The 18,589-nt window shown below is 66.8% G+C and carries 14 protein-coding genes and 1 tRNA gene; 7 read left to right on the plus strand and 8 right to left on the minus strand.

Annotation, left to right across the window (positions count from 1 at the left end; all coding sequences use genetic code 11):
• Positions 1 to 185: 185 nt before the first annotated feature.
• Genes CCS01_RS36205 through CCS01_RS21840 form a run of 3 tightly spaced genes read left to right on the plus strand, consistent with a single transcriptional unit; the run spans position 186 to position 1,772 of the window.
• Entirely contained in the window at positions 186 to 524 is a 339-nt protein-coding gene (locus CCS01_RS36205; protein WP_158258534.1) for a helix-turn-helix domain-containing protein, read from the plus strand.
• 35 nt (positions 525 to 559) lie between these two features.
• The gene (locus CCS01_RS34220; RefSeq protein WP_239992349.1) at positions 560 to 1,333 is read left to right on the plus strand and encodes an IS630 family transposase; all 774 of its coding nucleotides are present in this window, start codon (positions 560 to 562) and stop codon (positions 1,331 to 1,333) included.
• Positions 1,334 to 1,364: 31 nt separating this feature from the next.
• Positions 1,365 to 1,772, plus strand: coding sequence for a hypothetical protein (locus CCS01_RS21840; RefSeq protein ID WP_146101890.1), 408 nt, complete (start codon positions 1,365 to 1,367; stop codon positions 1,770 to 1,772).
• On the opposite strand, the gene CCS01_RS21845 is transcribed toward CCS01_RS21840, so the two are convergent.
• Positions 1,743 to 1,819 (minus strand) — tRNA-Arg (locus tag CCS01_RS21845). The genes CCS01_RS21840 and CCS01_RS21845 overlap by 30 nt on opposite strands.
• A 172-nt stretch (positions 1,820 to 1,991) precedes the next feature.
• Here CCS01_RS21845 and CCS01_RS21850 point away from each other — a divergent pair.
• On the plus strand, positions 1,992 to 2,909 hold the full coding sequence (locus CCS01_RS21850) for an NYN domain-containing protein (RefSeq protein ID WP_104520881.1): 918 nt from the start codon (positions 1,992 to 1,994) through the stop codon (positions 2,907 to 2,909).
• Positions 2,910 to 3,051: 142 nt separating this feature from the next.
• On the opposite strand, the gene CCS01_RS36210 is transcribed toward CCS01_RS21850, so the two are convergent.
• A complete protein-coding gene (locus tag CCS01_RS36210) occupies positions 3,052 to 3,546 on the minus strand; it encodes a DUF6125 family protein (protein ID WP_408887502.1) in 495 nt (164 codons plus the stop codon).
• A 352-nt stretch (positions 3,547 to 3,898) separates the two neighbouring features.
• Positions 3,899 to 4,063, minus strand: a complete 165-nt coding sequence (locus tag CCS01_RS33910; protein ID WP_158258536.1) for a hypothetical protein — start codon at positions 4,061 to 4,063, stop codon at positions 3,899 to 3,901.
• A 722-nt stretch (positions 4,064 to 4,785) separates the two neighbouring features.
• On the opposite strand from CCS01_RS33910, the gene CCS01_RS21855 reads away from it, so the two are divergent.
• Positions 4,786 to 5,124: a hypothetical protein gene (locus CCS01_RS21855; RefSeq protein ID WP_104520882.1), complete on the plus strand. Its 339-nt coding sequence runs from the start codon at positions 4,786 to 4,788 to the stop codon at positions 5,122 to 5,124.
• 1,856 nt (positions 5,125 to 6,980) lie between these two features.
• Here the strand turns inward: CCS01_RS21855 and CCS01_RS21865 are convergent.
• From CCS01_RS21865 to CCS01_RS21885, 5 genes are all read right to left on the minus strand, one after another.
• Positions 6,981 to 8,444, minus strand: coding sequence for a methyl-accepting chemotaxis protein (locus CCS01_RS21865; RefSeq protein ID WP_170114661.1), 1,464 nt, complete (start codon positions 8,442 to 8,444; stop codon positions 6,981 to 6,983).
• Positions 8,445 to 8,595: 151 nt separating this feature from the next.
• Positions 8,596 to 10,254: an NTP transferase domain-containing protein gene (locus CCS01_RS21870; protein ID WP_104520885.1), complete on the minus strand. Its 1,659-nt coding sequence runs from the start codon at positions 10,252 to 10,254 to the stop codon at positions 8,596 to 8,598.
• Entirely contained in the window at positions 10,251 to 10,961 is a 711-nt protein-coding gene (locus tag CCS01_RS21875) for an XdhC family protein (protein ID WP_104520886.1), read from the minus strand. The genes CCS01_RS21870 and CCS01_RS21875 overlap by 4 nt, the downstream gene beginning before the upstream one ends.
• Positions 10,962 to 11,807: 846 nt before the next feature.
• A complete protein-coding gene (locus CCS01_RS21880) occupies positions 11,808 to 12,134 on the minus strand; it encodes an XdhC family protein (RefSeq protein ID WP_104520887.1) in 327 nt (108 codons plus the stop codon).
• 10 nt (positions 12,135 to 12,144) lie between these two features.
• Positions 12,145 to 13,347, minus strand: a complete 1,203-nt coding sequence (locus tag CCS01_RS21885; RefSeq protein WP_104520888.1) for a vWA domain-containing protein — start codon at positions 13,345 to 13,347, stop codon at positions 12,145 to 12,147.
• Positions 13,348 to 13,550: 203 nt separating this feature from the next.
• On the opposite strand from CCS01_RS21885, the gene CCS01_RS21890 reads away from it, so the two are divergent.
• A complete protein-coding gene (locus CCS01_RS21890) occupies positions 13,551 to 14,735 on the plus strand; it encodes a hypothetical protein (RefSeq protein ID WP_158258537.1) in 1,185 nt (394 codons plus the stop codon).
• A 475-nt stretch (positions 14,736 to 15,210) separates the two neighbouring features.
• A complete protein-coding gene (locus CCS01_RS21895) occupies positions 15,211 to 18,507 on the plus strand; it encodes an autotransporter domain-containing protein (protein ID WP_104520890.1) in 3,297 nt (1,098 codons plus the stop codon).
• Positions 18,508 to 18,589 lie beyond the last annotated feature (82 nt).

An 18,589-nucleotide genomic window follows, 5' to 3' on the forward strand; every position in this document is an offset into this window, starting at 1 on the left:
GCACAGGCGGGGCGTCAGCGCCGCCCACCGCCAAAGCCGCGTAAGTCATCCAACGCCGCCATCATCGTTCCGGGTACGTGGCGCTAATTCAGCGCCACGGAGAAGAAACGTCGCCTGGAAACTACAGTTGGAATCTTGCCGTTCCCATATGGCGATCTTCGTCAGAACGAGGCTTTTTCAGATCAGTGCTACACGTTGACCATCAGCGCTGGGGCCAGACGGTTGCGGATCTGCGCGATCTGGCCCTGAGTGCCCCGCCTCCCCGCAGCCGCGAACGCTTCCTGGCCCTGCACGAGATCGCCGCAGGCAGTTGTGCCACGACGGTTGCCGAACACACCGGACGACGCGCGCAAACCGTAATGGGTTGGCTGCACGCCTACAACGAACACGGCCCCGAGGCGCTGACCTATCAGCGCACCGGTGGCCGCCCCCCCTTTGCCCCGATATCGCCGCCGCGCTTGGCGAGCAGGTTCGCGCCGCAGAACGCCAAGCGGCCAGTCCACCGGTCGCCGGAGCCGACGTAAAGCCACGTTGGACGCTGCGGCGTCTGGTCGGCTTCGTGCGGGAGCAGTTCGGCCGCCGCTTCTGTCGCGAGACCATCCGCCGCGCGCTGCACCGGCTCAAGCTGTCGTGGAAGAAGGCACACAAGCTGCTCGGCCGCGCCGAGCCGGCTAACCGCTTGGCAAGGCATCAGTCCGCTTCGCGGCCTGATCCGGAGAAACGGGAGGCTTTTGTCGCCCAGATCGGTGCGGTGTTGGATGGTGCGCGCGATGAGCGCCATCACGTGGTCTACCTTGATGAGGCACATCTCCATCAGGACGTCGACCTCGGCTATGGCTGGGGCGAGCGTGGCAGGCGCTTCCAGGTCGCTTCAAGCTCACCCGGCCTGAAGGCCAAGGTCTCGTTCTATGGGTTGTATCTGTATAACGAAGGCCAAGTACGGATCTGGCCCTATGACCGGGCCGAGGGCGGCAATACCATCGACGTGCTGCGCCGCTTGCGCGCCGAGATCCCGACCGGCAAGCTGATCGTGCTGTGGGATGGGGCGCCGTATCACCGCTCCAAGACGGTCTGGTCCGCCGCTGGCAGCCTGGGCATCCATCTGCTGCCGCTGCCCAGCTACAGCCCCGACCTGATGGCGGTCGAGCCGCTGTGGCGCTGGCTGCGCGAGGACGTCACCTACCACCACTGCCATGCCACGGCTGAGGACCTGATCCGCCGCGTCGCCGCTTTCGAAGCCGCCGTCAATGCCGATCCCTGTGCTGTTGCCGATCGGCTGTGGGTCAAGGATCATCTTGATCCTGAGGAGGAGAAGCTACGGTTCTCAAAGTAGACGCGGTTTAAGAAGGACGGCTATGGTCAGGATGGCCGAGGCCGGGGCTACAGACGCGCAGATCGCCGCGGTGTCCGGCCACACCATCGAGCAGACACGGCGCATCCTGGACACTTATATCCCGCGTCGCGGCGAGGTCGCGGCGGGCGCCATCGCCGCCTGGGAGCGGATGAACGATGCCAAGTCACCGGGCCGCCAGCCCCTGAGCGCTCAGGACCGCGAACGGGTGAACAAACTGGCCGCCGTCGGCGGGGCGCCAGTCAGCATCGCTGAGGCGTTCGGCATCGCGGTGGAGGGTGTCGTCGCCGTCCTGGATGGGCGGAGGTCACAGCTTGAAATCCGCCCGTTCCGAAACCTCGGAAATTACGGAACATCGTTTCAGCAAAAGCCGGCTAACTTATTGAAAAATTGGCGCGCCCTACAGGATTCGAACCTGTGACCCACAGCTTAGAAGGCTGTTGCTCTATCCAACTGAGCTAAGGGCGCCCGCCGCCATGCGACTTGCGTCGGTGGCCGTGCCCGGGCGATCGCGTACGCCGTCCGGACCCGGCCGGTGACCTCTTTACCCTGCTTGCCCGGCCATGCCAATTGTCCAAAATTGCCGCGCCGCCAGCGACTCGGCGGGGCCAACCGAACGTCCTGGATTATCACCCCGCCCATGGCGAAAGCAGCCGTCACCTACCACTTCGCGGTCCTGATCGACGCCGACAACACCTCGCCGCAGATCGCGGCCGGGCTGTTTGCCGCCGTGGCCAAGCTGGGCGAGGCCAGCGTCCGGCGGATCTACGGCCCCTTCTCCGGCACACGGCTGAAATCCTGGGCCGAGACCCTGGCGGCCTATGCCATCGTGCCGCACCAGGCATTCGCCAACACGCAGGGCAAGAACGCCTCCGACATCGCCCTGGTGATCGACGCCATGGACCTGCTGCACACCGGCCGGTTCGACGGCTTCTGCCTGGTGTCGTCGGACAGCGACTTTACCCGCCTCGCCGCCCGCATCCGCGAGCAGGGGCTGGCGGTGTACGGCTTCGGCACGGCGACCACGCCGGAGTCGGCCCGGCAGGCCTGCAAGCAGTTCTTCGATACGGGGACGCTGCTGCCGCCGACGGCGAAGGCGGCCAAGGCGAAGGGGAAAAGGGCCGTGAAGCTGCCGCTGCTGGAGCCGGATGATCCGTTTACAGTGCCGCTGCAAATTCCGGCACCGGAACCGCTGCCGGCGGCCGCGCTGCCGCCTCTGCCCAGATCGGTCATCCAGCCGATTGGCGCGGCGGCCGGCCTGCTGGAGCAGGCGGTGGCGCTGGCCACGGGCGCGAATCGCTGGGCCAGTTTCAACGGCGTCGTCACGGCGATCGGCGAGCTGGCCCCGGATTTCAACCCGAAATCATACGGCTGCTCGAAACTCAGCCTGCTGTTCACCAATAGCGACCGGTTCACCATTCGGCGTGACAAGAAGAAGCAGATCCACGTCCGGCTGCTGCCGTTGCAGGACGGTCCACCCGAGGCGGATGATGAGGACCTGTACCGCTGTTGGTCGCAACACCCGGGTTACGACGACGCCGACGAGATTCCGTTCTGAGGCGTTCCCGCGTTGCCACCGGGACCCCCGGACGATGCGCAGCCGTGTTCCGCCGTGCAGCCCTTGCATGGCGCCAACCATCGCCGCAACGCCGGTTCCGCACCCGGCCGCCGATGCCCGCGGTTTTGCACTCATCCCGGACCTATCGCCCATTCAGGCGACGGTGCCGGGCCTGACAGTGCGGGCGGACGCTGCCGTCGATGCGGAATCGCCGGCCGCAGACCCGGTCCACCGAGTGCGCGTCGGGCAGGCATGCACCGCATTCGCATGTCATGCGTGCGTCCAGCGCGCCGGCAACGCCACTGTATCCGGCCACACCACCGGATCTGCACGCATAGCCGGCGAGGCCCTTTCGCCGGCGTGGCGATCGCCCGGCAAGCGGCGCGGTCGCCTGCCCGGGCCCGGCTGACGCGCATCGCCGGCGGCGGCGGGGGGTGGCGCTGGCCGAGCGACGCGGGCGGATGGACGCGCCCCCTCTGGCGTCCTGCGATGCAACATTCGATCCGCACAGGTATTTCGATGCCGGCCTCAGGCGCAACATTGGCCGCCGCCTTGTAGCGAAGCGCCGCTGCGCCGGTAGCCCGCCAGCCATGTGCGCAGCCTGCCGCGGCGGCCGGCGAGACCCCCGGATCAACATGGGCAGCTGGCGAGGCTGTTGTCTCAAATTAGGTGCAGCCGTGCCAAAATACTCGGAATCAACACGTGGAATCAACCGTCCTCATGTTTCAAACATAACTGTAGCGTTACACCTGCGGGACTGGCTGCACAACGGCGCATTGGCCACTCGCGCCCGCGGGGCCGGGCGGGCAGGCATCGGAACGGGCTCGGGCAGCCGAACGGCATCACGGTCTAATCAAACTGAAACAGCAACGTTATGCCTTGCGGCGTCCTGCGGCCGGGCTGGGCAATCCAGGTTCCGCTTTGCCGGCCGGACACGTTATGCCAAAGCCGGGGCAGGAGCGGGCTGTTCTGCTGAGTAAAGTTGCGAATCAGTACTGGGTTCTCCTGATCTGTTCAGCGGCAGGAGCGAAAAAATTTCGCCGCCTGTTAAAACGTGCTTTACCGATCTCCGGTGTTACGGGACACGCCGCGCCCTGACCACGTCGGGGTTTCTTTAAACGCACGATCAGGTTCACCATGACGATCAGGTCCACCTTGGATTACTTCCGTATATTTCCCGGACGCCGCGTTGTGTCTGAGTGTCTGTCCGCGAAGTTCCCCTTATCTTCCAATTAGTTATGGACGACACGGTGTCGCTCATCGGCGGAAACCGCCACTATCTTCGAGACTGTTCCGCTACCAACAGTTGTAATAGGGGCAAAACCCCGGGCGAATTTGGTGATTGCCCATATCGTTCCGCATCTGTATCCAAAAAAATGGCGGAATTCCGTGCCTGTCGTTCCAGTTTCGAGCGTATGCTGCACGTACATGCCCAGGGTTTTGCCCCTATTACTCACCGTCTGCCAAGATAACCCTGGCTGGATCAATAGCACCACAATTTTGTCGAAGCAGGCGAAAACCGCGGTATTCCGCGGGTTTTCAAGCCGGATCAGGCGCTAACTGCGGAAGTTGGGTATAATTTTGCCGTCAACGACTGCGGAACCACGCCGCGTCCGGCTATCGCCCCATGTCCCGCCGATCGGCGGCAAAGCCGGTGCCTGCGTCATCACGTTCCTGGCACATGTGAAGACGGTCACTGTTTTTCGGCCGCGCGAACGGCACTGCAGAGGCAGCACGAAAGGGCGTGCGGGACATCCGAACCGTCGCGCCTTCAATGACTGGCATGGAGCAATGTGGGATGCAGGAAGACACACCGCGATCATTCCCGCCATCTGCCGGCAGGATCGCTTTGCGACCCCGTCGTGGTTTTCGCATCGTGCGTCGCATCACCCGCGGGCTGGATCGCCTGGACAGGCTGATCGTGCGCTGCGCCAAAGCCATGGGCCGGGCTTACCTGGACGGCGTCATTGCCTACGGCGCGGCGTTGCACGGGGTGTCGTGGGTGGCCGTTGCGGGCGCAACGATGGCGGCTCCGCCGGAAACGCGGAACCAACCCGATTTGCATGACGACCTGCCCGAGGCGCCGCTCCGCGATTTCGAGGAACTGCTGGCCTGGCTGAACGCCCAAGGCGATCACGTTCGGCGGAGGCCGGATTGCGGCACCGTCCTGGCCGGCAATGCGCTCAAGCCGATCGGCCGGCGGGGCGAAGCCTGAAATGGGATATTGCCAGTCTGGATCTTGATGCCGGATATCGCCGTGCAGCCGTAACGAAAAATCCGCCTCTTAGTGTCTGTCCAAGAAGGAAGCCAATGAAATCAATGGGCTAATCCACTGTTGGTGGCGGAACAGTCTCGAAAGTAGTGGCGGTTTCCGCCGATGAACGACACCGCGCCGTCCGTAACCAATTGGAAGATAAGGGAAAGTTCTCGGACAGACACTTATGAATCCGGCCCTCGTCGTCTGGATTGCCGGGCCGCGTGTTGCGGCAGGAACAGCCAGGCCCCATTGAAGCCGCCGCGGCCGCAGGGCGCAACAAATTCTTCTCTGCATGCTCTGCGATCTCTGCGTTAAATCGCGGTGGCCGGGGCGCCACCGGCGTTTCGGGTTGGCCGACTCACTGGCAGCGCCGCTCTTTGTTGCGTCACCGCATTTTTAAAACGCAGAGACCGCAGAGCGGGGCGCAGAGCACGCAGAGAAGAGATTCAGATGGCCTGCGGCCGCGGTGGCTGCGGGTTGGTCACCGTGCCTTGTCTGTCATGGCCGGGACAATGGGAGCTCGATCTGCGAATGGCGTGCAGGACGAGCCGAACAAACAACGATAAGGTTTCTTCGTGATAACAGCTATCAGGACGCCCTGGCTGTGATCAGCAAGGCACGGCGATCAATGCCAGGTCAATGCGGCCGCAGGCTTACCGGACTCCGGCTCTGCGCGCGCTGCCATGAAATTGGATTGCTGGGCACCGGCCGTTCAGGACCGTCATGATGGACCCGCGCCGCGGGGAACGGCCCGATCCGGCGATCGTGCACCGGGACGCTGCCAGCAGGCGTTTCCTGAAGCGCGACACCGGATATCGGCCGATCGCGCGCCGCCCGTGCCGGCGGCCCGCCTCCATCCGGACGCAGACCGACGGGGCCGGCCGTGACTCCGGCTGCCGAAACGCCGTGATGCCGCGCTCCGTCTCCGAATCCTGGTTTCGGACACGAAAGGGCTGCATGATCACTTCAAGCGCCCGTTGCAGGGCCGGCGAGAACAAATACGGGGATGAACACCAGGCGCCGCTCCAGGCTTTTGTAGGCTGCGTCAACGCACGTCCGGTTGTTGCGTCTATCCTGCAAAGGCACAGGTCGTTACGCGCATTGTCCCGCACAAATGTACAAGCGATGTCAGAAACCATACCGGCAGCCGGGAACACGGCGGCGCGACCACATCCCGCCGGCGAGCCAGCCGTCTCGCCAATCAGGCAACCACGCACTGGCCCCGGTGCAAGAGGGCGGGAAAAATGCGTAAGGCGCGCAATTCCTCGCGCGCCTTACCCAGAAGATCAGTTACTGCCGGGAGAGCAGGACGATACCGATCGCCGGAGCGATGAGTATCCACATCCAAACCATTGCCATGTCATTCTCCTGTGTTGACTTGATCGACCAGCGGTTCGTCTGACTGTTCCAATGACGGCATTACAGCGGTTCGTCGGCGTACGCACACAATCAACAGTGCATGGGCGTTGGCCTGGGTGCCATGGCCATCCCGTGCCGCATACATGCGCCGATCAACACCCGCTATGTTTGACTATACGATCGATCCGTTCGGCTGTCCAGCCATTGACGTCAACAGTGCTTGACGTTGCGACCAGCGTTTGCGTGGACAGGCCGGGACAGCCGCCCATGCCCGTGCTGCAGCGCGGAACAGGCGCCCCGCAACCGCGACAGCCCGGTAGAATAACGACATGCCGGCTCCGGCGGCGCGACCGGAGCCGCGTCGCGCAGGCGCCATCGCGCGGCCAGGGCGCAGGCCGCTTGGATCGGTCCTCGCCGGCCTGCCCGCTCGCGCCGGCTGCCGGGCTGCGGCCAAGCTATGCGCAATAGCCCAGGCGCAGCCCGCCCCAGTGCCGACCGAGGACCATGATGGGCGCCGAGACGTCCTTCATCGCGAGATGGCTGGCGCCCAGGTCCCTGCGGTAGCGCTGCAGCAGGAAGGGCTTGCGGTTCCGCGCCGCCGCCAGGCCGACGCGATCGGTGAAGATGCGCCGGTTCCGGCAATGCGCGGCATTCCAGTCCGCATCCGGGCCTTGCGGCTGGGCGAACCGGAGGTTGTGTGTGGGCAGGTAACCGTTCCGGTCCACGGCGACGCAGAACACCACGTTTTCGTGCATGGCCAGCACGTCCTCCTGCAGGCGCGGCAGCACGCGATCGGCGAAGCCGGTGAGCCGCGTCAGGTACTGCTGCGGATCGGTGCCGGGGATTGGCGCGTAGTGCTCGTCGAACAGGTCGTCCTCGCTGATCTCGCCGTGCGACAGCGCCGCTTCGAACAGGGCGCCGATGCGCCTTGCCTCGGCGCGCACGCGGTCGATGAACGGGGTGTCGACCGTGGCGACGCCGGAACTTGCCGCCGCGGTCATCAGCGTCTCGGCGACGCCCACCATGCGCCCGATCCGGGCATTGTCCGTCTCCAGCCCGGCGTTCGCGGCGTGAAGCTGGCTGATCAGCCCGACCAGGGTACCGATGAAACCCCGGCTCTCGTCGTCGATCGCCGCGGCCGCCTGGGTGATGACCACGGCCTGGCGGCTGATCTCGCCGGTGGCGCGATCGGCCCGGGCGACGATGCCTGCCAGGCCTGTGGCCTCGCCTTGCGCGGTTTCGGCGGCGTCCGCCCCCTCGGCCGCATGCTGGACCAGGTGCCCGGCGGCTTGGCGCAGGCTGCCGACCGTTTCGTGGATCTGAGCCGTGGCGCGGGCTGTTGTCGCCGCCAGCGCCTTCACCTCTCCGGCGACCAAGGCGAAGCTCTTGTCGGCCCATCCGGCCCGAGCCGCCTCGATCGTCGCGTTCAGCGCCAGCAGGTTGGTCTGGCCGGCAACGCGGGCGAGGTCGGCGGCGATCCGGTCGATCTGCGCCAGGGCACCGTCCAGCGCCCTGGCGTCATGCGCGATGGCGGCGGCGAGGCGCGACAGGTCCGCCATGGTCGCCACCGTCCGGTCCAGCGTCCCGCGCGACTCCGCGATATCGTTATGTGCTTCGATGGCCAGCTTCTCCACCGCGCCGGCCGCCGCGACGACGCGGGCGTTGCCGTCGATCACCTCGGCGGCCCGCGCCCGCATCGTGTCGAACTGCGCGACGGTTCCGGCCAGCCTGGCGGACAGCGCCGCAACCGACCCGGCGACGTCGCCAACCTCCACGCCGAGGGCGCCAGCCTGCCCGGCAACCGTGCCGATCGTGGCGGCAAGGTCGGGGCCTGCCGGAGGGTCCGTGGCAGCCGGCTGGCCCGGCGGCGGGACCGATTCGACGGGATCATCCTGAAGCCGCGCGCCGAATCGGACCAATCTGAGCATCTTGCACCGGTATGACGTCTCGATGCCCAATGTAACAGGCGGTTGGTTAACACAGCCTTAATGTGAGGCGATGCGCTCTTTCGTCGTCATGGCGGGCGCCATGACGAGTGGCGCCGGCCGCCATCATCTCAACGCCTGCCGGTTATCCCACCCCCTCCGGCCGCATCCCGCGCGGCAGCGTCGCCAGCGACTCCGTGGTGTCGAAGTCCCGCAGCACGGCGTCGTCCGCCATCTCCACCTCGGCCACCGACTCGGCGTGCCTGCCGACCAGGAACCGTGCCCCCGAGTCGCCGGCAATCCCCAGGATCTCCGGGAAGAACCGCCGATCCCAGACCATCGGGTTGCCCTGCTTGCCGCGGTACGTCGGCAGGACGATCAGCCGCCCCTCCTGCGGGTCATAGGTGGACAGCAGCCGGTCGATCATCCGCCCGTTGACCAGCGGCATGTCGCCCAGGCACACCAGCGCCGCCGCGCACTCCGCCGGCACCGCCGCGATCCCGGCCTTCAGGCTGGCCGCCAGCCCCTCGGCATAGTCCGGCGCATGCACATAGCGCACCGGCCGCCCGCCCAGCACATGCTCGACCTGCTCCGCCTGGTGTCCGGTCACCACCAGGATCGGCCGCGCGTTGGAGGACAGCACGTTGTCCACCACCCGCGCGATCATCGTCTTGCCGCTCCGGTCGGTCACCAGCAGCTTGTTGTGCGGCGCCATCCGCCGCGAGCGCCCGGCCGCCAGCACCACCGCGGCGATCGTCGGCGCGCTGCGCGGCGCGGCGCCGGACCGAGGCGTCGCCGGCGCCTTCTCCCGCGGCATTGGCCGGGTATCCATCTCCTTCAGCAGCCCGCCGACGCCCATGCGCATGACGTCGCGGGGGGTGACGTCCAGGCCGGCGAACAGCCGCGTCAGCACGAAGTCGATGCCGTTCAGGCTGGGGCTGCGGGCGCAGCCGGGCAGCACCAAAGCCGGCTTCTCGCCAATGCGGCCGAGGCAGATCAGGTTGCCCGGATCCACCGGCATGCCGAAATGCAGGATCTCGCCGCCCGCCTGCACGATGCCCATCGGCCCGACATCGCGCCGGTCCACCACCGCCGAGGCGCCGATGACCAGCAGCATGTCGGCGCCGTCGCGCAGCAGCGACTCCAGCGCCCGGCCGATGGCGTCCTGCCGGTGGGCGCAGCGCAGCGGCGGCAGCAGCGTGCCGGTCAGCGCGCTGATCCGGCCGTCGGTGATGCCGATCGTCTTGTCGGTGACGCTGTCCTTCAGACCCGGCAGCTCGGTGACCACCAACCCGACCTTCAGGGCGCGGAACGGGTGCAGGGTCAGCGGCGAGGGACCCTGGCGCACCATCGCCTCGGCCACCGACAGCACGTTGCCCGGCACCGAGAACGGGATGATCTTGATCGTCGCCACCAGGTCCTTCGGCGCCACCACGGCGTAGTCCGGCAGCGTGCCGATGGTGATCGATTCGTCGATGCCGTTGATCCGGTCGATGCGGCCGGCGTCCACCCGCAGCAGCCCCGGCACCTCGGCCGCCAGGTTGACCCGCCCGGTCGCCGCCCGCGTCCGCCCGAGCAGCGGCGAAACCAGCGGCGTCGCCAGCCGATCGGCTGCGATGTCCTCGGGCACGTCGCCGGGTTCCAGGCGGGCGCAGATCACCTCGGTGCGGCCGGCGGCGCGCAGGGCCTCGATTGCCGCGTCGTCCAGCAGCGAGCCCTTGCGGATCATCCGCTCGCCGACGCGCTGGCTGTGCGCCATGATGGCGCCGCGCGCGTCGGCCAGGGCGGCGGGGCCGAAGATCATGGTGCCGGCTTGGCCGACGGCTTGGGCGGCAGCGGCGCGTTGCGGCGCACGGCGACGATCTCGGCGATGATCGACAGCGCGATCTCGGGTGCGGTGACCGCCTCGATGGACAGGCCGACGGGGCCGCGGATGCGCGACAGGGCGTTGTCGTTGTGGCCCAGTTCCTTCAGCCGCTGCAGCCGCGCCGCATGGGTCCGGCGGGAGCCGAGCGCCCCGATATAGAACGCCTGTGACTTCAGCGCCCGGTCCAGCGCCGGGTCGTCCAGCTTCGGGTCATGCGTCAGCGTCACCACCGCGGTGCGCCGGTCCGGGGCGAGCGCGTCCAGCGCCTCGTCCGGCCAGTCGGTGGAGATGTCCACCCCCGGGAACCGCTCCTCGGACGCGAACGAGCGCCGCGGATCGACGATGGTGACCGAGAACCCGCACGGCACCGCGAACGGCGCCAGTGCCTGCGCGATATGCACGGCGCCGACGACGATCAGCCGCAGCGGCGGGTTGTGGACGTGCAGGAAGTATTCCGCGCCGCCCAGCCGGACGGTGCCGCTTTCATCCCGCTCCAGCGCGCGGTCCGCGGCCTCGTTCAGGTCCGCCGGCGCCTCGGGATCGGGCAGCAGACGCTGTTCCCCGGTGGGAAGCCGGGTCGCCAGCACAATCGGCTGCTTCTCGCGCTTCGCCTGTTCCAGCGCGGCGATAAGATATGGAGTCATTGGACGTCATCCTGCAACGAAGACGATCATGGTAATGCCCGGCGCCCCATTGCGGGAGGGCCAGGCCAGGTTTGTCAATGCCGGCATGAGGCGTGACAGCAGGCTGGGGGTGTCCTGCATTGCCGCCGGGCACCGTTATCGAACCGTCGGCCACCACAAAGTTCGCCAGCCGGCGCGCCGGCACCGAAATAGCTGAAAATGGGCGAGAGGCCGTTACCTCTCCGTCATCGCCGGGCGTGTCTCCATGCGCATCAGGATAAGACGACGGGCGGAGCAAGGTCTCTCCCTTTCGTCACGCCCGGCCATGACGAAAGGGAGAAGACCTTGCTCCGCCCTGCCGTTGGCGCCTGCGGGTCCGCATTTTCATAGGAGGTGCAAAGGATCCTGCCTCCGCCGCGAGACATTGCTGTTGTTCCAAACATGGTCATCGGAGGCGAGACCCTGCTTCAAGCGCCGGTTCCATACGAGAAGACCATGCCAGAGGGTGCACGTTCTTAGTCTTACTGCGTCAAAAACTGAGAGATAGTCGATGTTATCAATGGGTTATGGGAACTCTAGTTTGCGAGAAAACGTCGTGATTTCAACGTGTTAGGTGGAAACTGACACAGTCAAATTAGTAGCTTAGTGTCTTTGTGTTAAAGCAGCAGAAGCAACCGCACGAACCCATCCAGGGACCCACGGTAAACGCAGGCGCCGGCCGCGGCACCGCGTTAACACAAGGACACTAAGCCACGAAGGTTCATTCCCAGGCCCAGCCAGTGGGGTGGAGGCGCGGACTTAAGGCTGACGCCTTCTCTTCCGCCCGAAATTCACCGCCGGCAGCCGGTCCCGCGTGCTTCGCCCCTCTCAGGTCAGCTTTTCCACGAACACCTTCACCTTGCCGCCGCAGGCCAGCCCGACCTCCCAGGCGCGCTCGTTCGTCACGCCGAAATCCAGCAGTTGCGGGCTACCGGTGTCGATCGTCTTCATCGCCGCCTCGGCCACCGCGCCCTCGATGCAGCCGCCGGAGACGGAGCCGGCCATGCGGCCCGACTTCGTCACTGCCATTTGACTGCCGGCGGGGCGGGGCGAACTGCCCCAGGTCTCGGTCACCGTCGCCAGCGCCACCTGCTCCCCGGCGGCGCGCCAGGTGGCGGCGGTGCCCAGGACGTCCTCGACTTCCGTTGTGCTCATCGGTGAGTTCCTATCCCTCAAAACGTCCCGCCAGCGCCGGCCGCGTGAGCGCCGGGCGGGACAACAGGTCGATCAGGCTGCGCAGGCTGGCCAGGTTATGCACCGGACGAAATTCGTCCACGTGCGGCAGCATCGCGCGGATGCCCTGGGACTTTGGCTCGAATCCGCTCCAGCGCAACAGCGGGTTCAGCCATATCAGCCTTGTGCAGGAGCGATGCAGACGGTCCATCGCCTCCGCCAGTCCGTGCGCGCCGTCGCGGTCGAGCCCGTCGGTGATCAGCAGCACGATGGCGCCCTGGCCGAGCACCCGCTTCGCCCACTTCCGGTTGAAGGCCGCCAGCGACTCGCCGATGCGGGTGCCGCCGGACCAGTCGGGCACGGCGTGCGCGACCATCTGGAACGCGACCTCGGGATCGCGGGCGCGCAGCTGGCGGGTGACGTTGGACAGCCGGGTGCCGAACAGGAAGACGTGCACCCGGTCGCGGTCGTTCGTCACCGCATGCAGGAAATGCATCAGGATCTGCGCATACCGCGCCATCGAGCCGGAGATGTCGCACAGCACCACCAGCGGCGGCGGCCGCCTCACCCGGCGGTTGCGGGCGATCGTCACGATCTCGCCGCCCTGGCGCAGGCTGGTGCGGATGGTGCGCCGCAGGTCGGTCACCGGGCCGTTCGGATCCGCCCGCAGGCGGCGGGTGCGGCGCAGGTCCAGCGGCAGCACCAGGCGGCGGATCTCCTGCTTGGCGCGGGCGATCTCCTCGGCGCTCATGGCTTCGAAGTCCATCTGCTGCAGCCGCTCCTGCTCCGACATCGTCATGGCCATGTCGACGTGCGGCGGCTCGTCCTTCGGCTTCGGCGGGGCGTTGCTTTTCGAGGCGAAGGCCTCGGCGACGCGGCGGGCAGCCGGCGGCGGGCGGTCGGGCTTCTTCTCCTTCTGCGCGTTCAGCAGCGCCATCGCCGCGGCCTGCTCCGCCGCGGAGGGGTCGCGCCAGAACAGGGCGAAGGCCTGGTCGAACACCTCCTGGTGCTCGTGCCGGTGCACCATAACGGCGCGGAGCGCGGTGCGGGCCTGGGTGCGTGAGGCAAGATCGACCTGCGTCAGCGCCTGCTGCGCCGCGATGGTCTCGGCGGGGCCGACCGGCAGGCCGGCGCGCCGAAGCAGGCGGGCGAAGTGCATGACGTTGGCGGCGAGGCGAGGGGTCTCGGGCTGCATCGGCAATACTGGAACAGGATGCCGGCGGTCCGCGCAAGGGCGGCGGCGCGCCCGGCCTCGCGATGCCATGCTCGTTATCCTGCCGGCTGGCGGCAGCAATCGACGCGGTCGGCACCCCGGGACCCTTCATGCCACTCAAAGTTGCGCAAGACTTCTACACGTATAAGTGTTAAGTGTTACACGATTTTGCAGCCGGGCGCGGTATGCACGCCAGCGAAGGGTATCGACGATTGAACCACTCCAATGCCAGACCCGCTTTCCCGAGGCTTGCCGCTGCCGGCCTCCTCTCCGCGCCGCTCGCCATGCTGGGCCCGCCGGCAATGGCCCGGGCCCCGGAACCGGAGAGCGCCACCAGCCAGGCTGCCGGCCAGCCGGAGGGCGCCCCGCAATGGACGGTCTTCATTGGCACCATCATTCTGGGACGCAGCGGCGGGGTGAACCAAACCCTGGTCGAACGTGTGCCAGGCACGGAGCCATTCTACAGCACGTTTACCGGCGCAGGCGTCGAAGCCTTCAACAGCAACCAGTTTCAGCAGGGGGTCTCCGCCGGGCCGAAAATCGACCTGACCTACCGCGGCGACTCCGGCTACGGCGCAGAGCTGTCCTATTTCAACATCTTCAACCAGAGCGCCACCAACGTCACAGGCCCCGACACACCGGCGGACTGGCTTGTGATGAAGGCGCCCGGCGTGTTCTGGCAGACGCAGGATTTCCCCTACCAGGCGATGGTGTGGAGAGATGTCACAAATCTCTACAGCGCCGAGGCCAACGGGCGGCTGGCTCTCTCCAGCCGGGTGACCGTGCTGGCCGGTTTCCGTTGGCTCCAGCTGAACGACAACCTGCAGGGCACGTTGAGTCCCACGGACCGCACCGCACCGGTATGGAAACAAAGTTGCGGTGCTTCCAACTGCACCCTCAACGAGGTTGCCCAGGCGCCACTGGGCGTGGCGGCAGGACCTTACCCGCCTTTCTGGAACACAAGCACAACGAACAACCTTTACGGCATCCAGATCGGCGCTGACGGAACAATCTTCCAGCATGGCCGCTTCTCGGTTGAAGGGCAGATCAAGCTCGGGCTGTTCGACAACAACGCACAACAGTCCACGGGCGTGAGCCTCGAGAAGGTGGTCTACCCGGCGAGCGCCGCGGCCAATCACCCGGCCTTTGTCAGCGAGGCCGGCCTGCAGCTGAAATACCAGGTCGGGGATGGGCTGGCGGTGCAGGCAGGCTATGAAGCGCTATGGCTCGTCGGCGTTGCCGTGGCGCCGGGACAGATTCAGGAAACACTCACAACAGGGTCGCGTGCGCCGGTGCATGCGCTTGGCGTCAATGCCGGGTCAGACGTGATATTTCATGGATTCACTGCCGGATTGAGCTATCCGTTTTAGTGCAGCCCGCCGGAAATGCCGACCCCGTTGGATGGGGCAGATGGCCCGCCGCCCTTGGCCCTGGCCATCATTGGCAAGGGATGGGGAATGGGGGCTAAAGCCGTGGCGGTCGGTTGCAGCGTCCCCGGAACCGTTCGTGCCTGCTCATTCTTCCTTGATTTTCAACACGGAGTTAGCCAGTCGGCGCGCCGGCACCGCGATGGCGGAAAATGGGCGAGGTCGGTGCCACCTCGTCATGGTGGGCGCAGGCCCACCATCCACGCCTTCTGCTGGTACCGGCACCGCAAGGCGTGGATGGCGGCCCTACGGCCGCCATGACGTCGGGGCGGTGTACCGCGCCCGGCCTGACGAGTGTATACATTACGTATAATAAATGAAATATTTTGCTATCAAGTGATAATGTTTGTCTGCGACCCGAGAGATTCGCATTGTGATACGCTGGCGACGGCAGCCTTTGCGATAAACGACCTTGGTCATGCCAATTGCAGTCCGCCGCGACAGGTCGAGACGTTACTGGCCACTGTCCGATTTTCATTGCGGGCGCCGGAATCGCAGGTTATCGCGGCTGGCCTCGGCGGCCCTGTTCGGCGTGGCGCCGGTCCCGTTCGGCGTGGCACTGGCAGCGCCGGCCCCGAGCTGCGACAGCCTCTGCGCTGCCCAGAACGCCGACCAGAGAGCCCTGCTGTCACCCTTCCAGCACCTGCTGAACACGCCGGCCGGGCAGGCCCTGCTGCAGGCGAACCTGCAAACCGATGAGAGCATCTATCTGAATTCCCCACCGGCGCAGAAGAACACGGCGGCGGAGAATGCGCTCATCAACTACGTCGTCCAGAACGTTCTCATCGCCACGTTCCCCAACAATCCGAATTTCTATTACACGCAGGCCGGCGTTCCGACGGCGGTCAACCTGCCGGCATCGATTGCCGGCGTGGTGGCGATCGTGGCCGCCAACGTGCCCAGCGATCCACAGGTCGATCTGAAAGGCTATTTCGGCGGCTATGATATCTACGGCATTGCCTACCACGCCACGACGGCCGACCCCAACGGCGATCCGCGACCCTTCCAGGTTTCAAACGTGATCGTCTCGAATCCCTTCACCCCGGCCAATTCGTCGCAATTTGCCTACCAGGTCCAGCAGACGAATGGGATATACAATCAGAACTGGGGAAGCTACACCCAGTCTCCCGCCTTCCCGAGCGGACATTCCTTTTACGGCAATACCACTGGGCTTTTGTATGCCATTCTGGCGCCGGGATATTATCAGCAGTTCGTCCAGGAAGGCGTTGACTTCGCCTACAGCCGCAACGTGTTCGGCGTGCATTATCCGCTGGACGTCATCGGCGGGCGGATCCTGGCGATCTATGTGACGGCGCAGACGCTGGCGGGCAACCCACTGTATCCGCCGGCGAGCCTTGCGGGGAATCTCGATCGGCTCAAGCTGGCCATGCAAGCCTACCTGGCGGGCGCGGGACTGGGCAGCGGCGGCGCATCGCCCTACGCGGCGGCCTGCGCCGGCAACGTGGCGGCCGGCGTCGCCAACCACACCATCCCGTCCGCGGCCACCTATGCCCAGCAGATCCAGGCCTACACCTGGTTCCTCGCCTACGGCCTGCCCTCGGTCGGCGATACCACCCTGGCACCGGTGGTGCCGGCCGGCGCCGCGACGCTGATCGCCACCCGTTTTCCTTACCTGAGCACGGATCAGCTCAACCAGGTGCTCGCCAGCACCGAGCTGCCATCCGGTGTGCCGCTGGATAACGGCACGGGTTGGGCCCGCCTCAATCTCTACGCCGCCGCCAGCGGCTACGGCGCGTTTGCCGGCCCGGTCACCGTCACCATGAACGCTGCGCTCGGCGGGTTCAACGCATTCGATATCTGGAGCAATGGCATCTCCGGCCCCGGCGGGCTGACCTTGCAAGGCTCCGGAACCCTCGTCCTCGCCGGCAACAACAGCTACACCGGCGGCACCGCCGTGCAAGGCGGCACCCTCGCCGTCACCGGCACCCTTGGCGGCAACCTGGCGATTGCCCCGGGCGCCACGTTCGTCAGCGCCGGCGGCTATGCCGTCGCCGCCAATGCGACCCTCGGCAACGCCGGCAGCTTCATCGAGGTGAACACCCCGCTGATCAATGCCGGCACCGCCAGCAACACCGCCAGCAACACCGGCAGCATCATCGGCGACGTCACCAACAGCGGCCGCTTCGCCAACAACGGCACGGTGAGTGGCGCGTTCAGCAATGCCGGCGTGCTGTCCGGCAACGGCACCGTCGGGTCGCTGGCGCTGCTCGCAGGCTCGACCGTGGCGCCGGGCAATTCGGTCGGCACCATCCGCGTGCTCGGCGACCTGACAGTCGCGCCCGGCGCCACCTACCAGGCGCAGATCGGCCCGGGCGGAGCCGACCTCATCGCCGTCGGCGGCACGGCAACGCTCGGCGGCGGCCGCGTGGTTGCCTCGCCCATCGGCACCGCGCCGGCGCTTGGCGCCACCTGGCCGATCCTGACTGCCGCCGGCGGGATCAGCGGCGGCTTCACCGCGCTCACCGAGCCTGGCAACGGCCTGGCCGCCGGCACGCGCCTCGATACCGTCACCGGCAGCCACACCATCACGCTGGCGGTGACGCCGGCGTCCTATGCCAACCTCGGTGCCGCCGGGATGGCGCAGAGCAGCAGCGAGGCGGCCGTCGGCGCGGCCCTGGACGCCATCCGCCCGGCGCCCGGCGCGCCAATGAACGCCGCCCAGGCGGCGCTGTTCGATCCCCTGTATCCGCTGGCCGCCGGCCGCATCACGCCGGCTTTGGACGAGCTGGCGCCGTCGATCTACGCCGACGCACTGATCACCGCGCGGAATTCCTGGTACCTGGTGGCCAACGCCATCAGCGGCCAGTTGGCGGCACGGCGCGGGCTGGCGGCCGATGCGAGCGACAGCATGGCCCCCGGGCCGAACGGCAGCACGATCTGGGTCAGCGGGCTGGCCGGCTACAACAGCGTCGGCGCCGGCGGCGGCGCGCCCGGCTTCACCGCCGGGCTGGGCGGCGCGGCGGCGGGGATCGACATGACGCTGGCCGACGCGGTGCGCGCGGGGGTGGCGGCCGGCACGGTCGCCGGAGACACCTGGTCGCAGGCCAGCGGACACGCCTCCGGCAACACGGCGCAGTTCGCCGTCTATGGCCAGTGGCAGCGCGGCAAGGTGTTCGCCGAGACGCAGCTTGGCCTGATGTATCTGCAGGACAGCGTGCACCAGTCACTGCCGCTGTTCGGCACCGCGGCGCAGGGCGGCAGCAACGGGCTGGCCGCCGGCGGGTCCGTGCGCGTCGGCGTGCAGCAGAGGCTCGACAACTGGCTGATCGAACCAAGCCTGGGCTTCGGCGGCGTCAGCCTGCGTCTCGGCGATGTCACGGAAACCGCCGGCGGGCCGCTGGCGGAAACCATCGCCGGTCAGTCGCTCGGCAGCGCCGAGAGCCTGCTCGCCGTCAGCGCGCAACGCGCCGTCGTCGTGAGCGGGGCCGTGCAGGTGACCGCCAAGGCCCGGCTGGGCTGGTCGCACGAGTTCGCCGACAACACCGCGCGCATCTCGGCTGGCTTCGCCGGCCTGAACGGCAGCGGCTTCATGCTCGACAGCGCGCCCATCGGCCGCGACGCCGCCGTCGTCGGCCTCGCCACCGACATCAAGGTCGCTTCCTGGCCGCTCACCATCTTCCTCAGCTATGGCGGAACCATCAATCCCAGCAGCAATGCCCAGTCCTTCGGGGTCGGCATCCGTTTCAGCCTGTAGCGCGTTGGGAATCCTGTTGGTCTGGATGTTCCCCGTTGTGAGCCGAACCTGCGCTCCGGCCGCTCGTCCAGGGTAACCGGGG

Source organism: Rhodopila globiformis, from assembly GCF_002937115.1.
GTDB lineage: Bacteria > Pseudomonadota > Alphaproteobacteria > Acetobacterales > Acetobacteraceae > Rhodopila > Rhodopila globiformis.